The following is a 4,932-nucleotide window of genomic DNA, read 5'->3' as shown; positions in this document are numbered from 1 at the left end:
CTGCAGCGTGCGCAGATGCACCGGCGAGGCCACCAGCACGCGCGGTGCCGGCACCGCGGCCAGCGCGGCGGCGACGTCGTAGGGGTAGAACGGATGGGCCGCGCTCAAGGCGACGCCGCCGTGCAGCGCCAGCATCACCGTGCATTCGAGGCCGTACATGTGCTGCGCCGGCACCGTGCCGACCAGCGTCGCGCCGGCCAGCGCATCGATGCCGAGCCGAGCCGCCGCGGCCTGGGCATTGCGCACCATCGCCCTCCAGCTCTTGCGATGCGGCATCGGCAGGCCGGTCGAGCCCGACGTAAACAAATAGGCGAGGGTGCGATCGGCCGGGATCCGGGGGATCGTCACGGCCAGCGCGTCGTCCGCCTGGGCTTCGTGCGTGGCCGGCAGCGTCACGCGCATGCCCGGCAGTCCGCCGGTGCCGCCGTCAGCGCTGTCGCCGGCATGGCAGCCGGCGTTGCAATGGCAGCCGGCACCGTCGTACAGGCAGAAGGTGTCGGGCGCGAACGTGGCCAGCTCGCGGACCATCTCCGGCGTATGCGCCGGCGGCAGCAGGCTGATCTTGTCGGCGAGCAGGCTGGCGCACAGGCCGACCGTGAACAGGTAGCGGTCCGCGCACATATTGAAGACGTGGCGGCCGGCCGGCAGGCGGGATGCCAGGTCGCGGACGTCGGCCAGAAAGCGCGCCACGGTGACCGGGGCGCCTTCCCGGTAGGCGACGATCTGGTCGCCGCGGGTATGCGCGATCAGCGGCAGCGTCCCGGCGGACGGGTTCGCCGCGGCGGCGCCGGCGCGGCGGGCGGCGAAATTCTGTGGGCGCGATCGGCGCGGAATGCGGGACACTGGCATGGCGGCGCGGTCGGGGCTTCGGCCGGGATCGGGGAGGGCAGTCTGGCGCTCCCACGGCGGCGGCGAAGCGGTCCGGTCATCGATCTTCTTGGGGACTATGGCTGGAAGACCCGAAGTGTGGGGGTTCCGTTTCTCGCCGTGGCGGCGAGGTTGTTACCAAATTTCACCCGTATGGAGCGAACCCGGAGGGCTTGGTAGCATTGCGCCCGAAGGCGGTGCCGCAGTATACCCCACGGCTTTGTGCGGCCCCGGGCCGGGCCACGGCCGCCGCCGCGACGACATAACTTACATTTAGCGACAATGACCGATCTCGAAATCGAACTGGCCCGGATGATTCTCGGCGAACTGGACATTACCGAGCTGACGCTGGACCAGGTCACGGCCGATACGCCGCTGTATGGCGAAGGCTTCGGCCTCGATTCGATCGATGTGCTGGAAATTGCACTCCTGATCTCCAAAAAGTACGGATTCGAGCTGCGCTCGGACAATCCGGACAACAAGACGATCTTCGCCACGCTGGGCAGCCTGGCGGCCTACACCGCCGCCAACCGTACCCGCTGATGCCCCGCACGCCCCGGACGGCGCCCGCGCCCGCCCGCAAGCTGGCTCTCGTCACCGGCGGCAGCGGCGCGCTCGGACAGGCGATCTGCCAGACCCTCGCCGCCGGCGGCTGCCGCGTCTGGGTCCATGCCAACCGGCGCCTGGACGAGGCGCGGCAGGTCGCCGAGCGCATCCGTGCCGCCGGAGGCGAGGCCGAGGCGATCGCCTTCGACGTGACTGACGCCGATGCCACCGAGCAGGCGCTGCAGCGCATCCTCGCCGAAGGTCCGGTACAGGTGCTGGTCAACAACGCCGGCATCCACGACGACGCCCCGATGGTCGGCATGACACGCGAGCAATGGCGCCGCGTCATCGACGTCTCGCTGCACGGCTTCTTCAACGTGACCCAGCCCCTGCTGATGCCGATGATGCGGACCCGCTGGGGACGCATCGTCAATATCGCCTCGGTGGCAGGCCTGATCGGCAATCGCGGTCAGGTGAACTATGCTGCAGCCAAGGCGGGCGTGATTGCGGCCACGCGTTCGCTGGCGATCGAGATGGCTTCGCGCGGCGTCACGGTCAACGCGGTGGCGCCCGGCATCGTCGATTCGCCGATGGCGCAGCCGGCCTTCCCGCCGGAGCGGATCCGCGAACTGGTGCCGATGGGCCGCGCCGGCCAGCCGGAAGAGGTGGCGGCGATGGTGGCCTATCTGGTGTCCGAGGCCGCCGCCTATGTCACGGGGCAGGTGCTGTCGATCAACGGCGGCATGGCGACCGGCTAGGCCAAAGGGACGAGCCGGAACAAACCGGAACGAAGCAAGGAACCAACGGTACGGCACAAACGTCGAGGAGAAAGGAGCAGTGCGCAGGCAGGGGCCGGCGGACGCGCAGCGCGCCACGCCGGCCAGGGACAACACATTGATGGAGCACGGCCGCATGACCGAACGTTCGACCACGCATCTGGTGATCATCCCGAGCTACAACCCCGGCCCCAAGGTGCGCGAGGTCGTGCGCGAGGCGCGAGCCCAATGGAACCCGGTCTGGGTCGTCGTCGACGGCAGTACCGACGGCAGCACCGAATGGCTGCAGCAGCAGGCCGAGGCCGATCCCGGCTTGCGCGTGCTGGTGCTGCCGAAGAACCGCGGCAAGGGCGCCGCGGTGCTGCACGGGCTGGAACAGGCCGCCGCGGAGGGCTTTACGCACGCGCTGACGATGGATTCCGATGGGCAGCATCCTGCCGCGATGATCGGCAAGATGCTCGAGCTGTCGCGCCGCAATCCCGACGCGATGGTGCTCGGCAAGCCGGTGTTCGACGACAGCGCGCCGCGCGCGCGGGTCTACGGACGGCGCCTGAGCAATGTGTTCGCCGACCTCGAGACGCTGTGGGCCGGCATCGGCGATTCGCTGTACGGCTTCCGCGTCTATCCGATCGCGCCGCTGTGCGCGGTGATGCGGGGCAACCGCTGGATGCGGCGCATGGACTTCGACCCCGAGGTCGCGATCCGGCTGTGCTGGCGGGGCGTGCGGCCGATCAACATCGATACCCCGGTGCGCTATTTCCGCGAGGACGAGGGCGGCGTCTCGCACTTCCACTATGTGCGCGACAACATCCTGCTGACCTCGATGCATGTCCGGCTGGTGTTCGGCTTCCTGCTGCGGCTGCCGATGCTGGCGCTGCGCCGGCTCGGCGAACGCGGCAGCGCGGGAACGAAGCCCGCGGCCTGATCCATGCCGAATTCCCTACGGTTTGCTCCCCTCTCCCGCGACGCGGGAGAGGGGCCGGGGGAGAGGGAAAACGGCACTCGCGGTCCATCGCGGCATCCCGACATCGCGGCACCCAAAAAGAAAAGGCGGTCTCTCGACCGCCTTTTCACCTGCCCGTCGCCCCCTGTCCCCAAACAAGGCGGCGGGCAGGCCTACCGGTACCGCGCGTGCTTCGATGCCGCGCGCTACAACCTGCCCATGACGACCAGGGCGATCACGATCAGCAGGATCAGGCCAAGCCCGCCGCTGGGCCAGTAGCCCCAGCCGCTGCTGTAGGGCCACGAAGGCAGCGCGCCGATCAACAGGATGATCAGCACGATCAGGAGGATGGTGCCTAGTGTCATGGGAGGCTCCTTTGCCGAGGGCTAGCCTGGCGGGTTTGTTCGTTGCTCTTCAGTACCGTGCCACCCCTTGGCGCTGTCCGGCCGCCTCGGGGTCCGCTCCCGGTTGCTTCAACGATAGACCCGCGCCCACGGGCTCCCACCCGGTCCGGCGCTGAAAGCCATGTAGGAATCGGACGACGCGGGACGACGCGCCACCGCGCGCGGTCCCCGGCCACCCCGGTCCGCGTGCCGATCCCGCGCCGCTGGCTTACCGGCGCAGGCGCCGGATCAGCGACGAGGTATCGTCGCGGCCGCCGCCGTCGCGCTGCAGTTCGGCGTAGAACTGGTCGACCAGCGCGGTGACCGGCAGCGTGGCGCCGTTGCGGCGCGCCTCGTCCAGGCACAGGCCCAGGTCCTTGCGCATCCAGTCGACCGCGAAACCGAAGTCGAACTTGCCTTCGACCATCGTCGGTCCGCGGTTTTCGAGCTGCCACGAACCGGCGGCGCCCTTGCTGATCACCGACAGCACCAGCGGCATGTCGAGCCCGGCGCGCTGGCCGAAGGCGATCGCCTCGGACAGCCCTTCGAGCAGGCCCGCAATCGAGATCTGGTTGACCATCTTGGCCAGTTGGCCGGCGCCGGGGCCGCCGATGCGCGTGACCGCGCGGGCGAAGGCCGAGATCACCGGCTCGGCCCGCGCGAACACCGCCTCGTCGCCGCCGCACATCACGGTCAGCACGCCGTTCTGCGCGCCGGACTCGCCGCCGGATACCGGCGCATCGATGAAATGCAGCCCGCGCGCCTTGGCCCGCTCGTACAGTTCGCGCGCCACGTTGGCGCTGGCGGTGGTGTGGTCGACGAAGATGCAGCCGGCCGGCGCGCCGTCGAAGGCGCCGTCCGGACCGGTCAGCACCGCGCGCAGGTCGTCGTCGTTGCCGACGCAGCTGCAGACCAGCTCGGCATCGCGCGCGGCCAGCGCCGGCGTGGCGGCCGACTGGCCGCCGAAGCGCTCGACCCACGCCTGGGCCTTGCTGGCGGTGCGGTTGTAGACCGTGACCTGATGCCCCTTGGCGGCCAGAAGGCCGGCCATGTGAAAGCCCATGACGCCGAGGCCGAGGAATGCGACACGCATGACTGCTACTCCGTGTTGTTATCGAATGTGGAAGGGAAAGATCGGTGAGACGCGCTGTGCCGCGCGTTGGGGTGGGGCGCCCGACCAGAGGATGCGCGGCGCGCCAGGGGCATCAGTATACGGGCCTCGATTTCCCTCTCCCCCAGCCCCTCTCCCGCAAGCGGGAGAGGGGAGCGCATGCAAGTGCTCCGCCCCGTTCCATGCTGATGATGGGCTCCCCTCTCCCGCCCCGCGGGAGAGGGGCTTGGGGGAGAGGGCAAGAGGGCAGGCTCACCACAGACTACCGCCCATCGATTCCAGCATCGCCCCCATCGAGATTCGCAG

General features: G+C 69.4%; 6 protein-coding genes. 3 read left to right on the top strand and 3 right to left on the bottom strand.

What is annotated here, in order from left to right; genetic code table 11:
* On the bottom strand, positions 1 to 849 hold an 849-nt coding region (locus B551_RS13270; protein ID WP_023264282.1), incomplete at its 3' end, for an AMP-binding protein.
* 300 nt (positions 850 to 1,149) lie between these two features.
* On the opposite strand from B551_RS13270, the gene B551_RS13265 reads away from it, so the two are divergent.
* The 3 genes from B551_RS13265 to B551_RS13255 all read left to right on the top strand — a co-directional run bounded on the left by B551_RS13265 (position 1,150) and on the right by B551_RS13255 (position 3,114).
* Complete coding sequence (locus B551_RS13265; protein ID WP_006577304.1) at positions 1,150 to 1,410, top strand: phosphopantetheine-binding protein; 261 nt, start codon at positions 1,150 to 1,152, stop codon at positions 1,408 to 1,410.
* A complete protein-coding gene (gene fabG, locus B551_RS13260) occupies positions 1,410 to 2,171 on the top strand; it encodes a 3-oxoacyl-ACP reductase FabG (RefSeq protein WP_023264281.1) in 762 nt (253 codons plus the stop codon). Before B551_RS13265 ends, fabG begins: the two co-directional genes overlap by 1 nt.
* Positions 2,172 to 2,325: 154 nt before the next feature.
* Positions 2,326 to 3,114, top strand: a complete 789-nt coding sequence (locus tag B551_RS13255; protein ID WP_006577306.1) for a glycosyltransferase family 2 protein — start codon at positions 2,326 to 2,328, stop codon at positions 3,112 to 3,114.
* A 224-nt stretch (positions 3,115 to 3,338) separates the two neighbouring features.
* Here the strand turns inward: B551_RS13255 and B551_RS25605 are convergent, their stop codons facing one another.
* Positions 3,339 to 3,497 (bottom strand): DUF3309 domain-containing protein, encoded by a 159-nt coding sequence (locus B551_RS25605; protein WP_006577307.1) that lies wholly within the window; start codon positions 3,495 to 3,497, stop codon positions 3,339 to 3,341.
* Positions 3,498 to 3,744: 247 nt separating this feature from the next.
* Entirely contained in the window at positions 3,745 to 4,608 is an 864-nt protein-coding gene (locus B551_RS13250) for an NAD(P)-dependent oxidoreductase (RefSeq protein WP_023264279.1), read from the bottom strand.
* Between the last annotated feature and the right edge of the window lie 324 nt (positions 4,609 to 4,932).

Origin of the sequence: Cupriavidus sp. HPC(L), assembly GCF_000307735.3 — a bacterium.
GTDB lineage: Bacteria > Pseudomonadota > Gammaproteobacteria > Burkholderiales > Burkholderiaceae > Cupriavidus.
This window is presented reverse-complemented; position numbering and strand designations above follow the sequence as displayed.

Coding starts and splice junctions, on each gene's coding strand:
- B551_RS13265 (WP_006577304.1), top strand. CDS start 1,150: ATGACCGATCTCGAAATCGAACTGGCCCGGATGATTCTCGGCGAACTG.
- fabG (WP_023264281.1), top strand. CDS start 1,410: ATGCCCCGCACGCCCCGGACGGCGCCCGCGCCCGCCCGCAAGCTGGCT.
- B551_RS13255 (WP_006577306.1), top strand. CDS start 2,326: ATGACCGAACGTTCGACCACGCATCTGGTGATCATCCCGAGCTACAAC.
- B551_RS25605 (WP_006577307.1), bottom strand. CDS start 3,497: ATGACACTAGGCACCATCCTCCTGATCGTGCTGATCATCCTGTTGATC.
- B551_RS13250 (WP_023264279.1), bottom strand. CDS start 4,608: ATGCGTGTCGCATTCCTCGGCCTCGGCGTCATGGGCTTTCACATGGCC.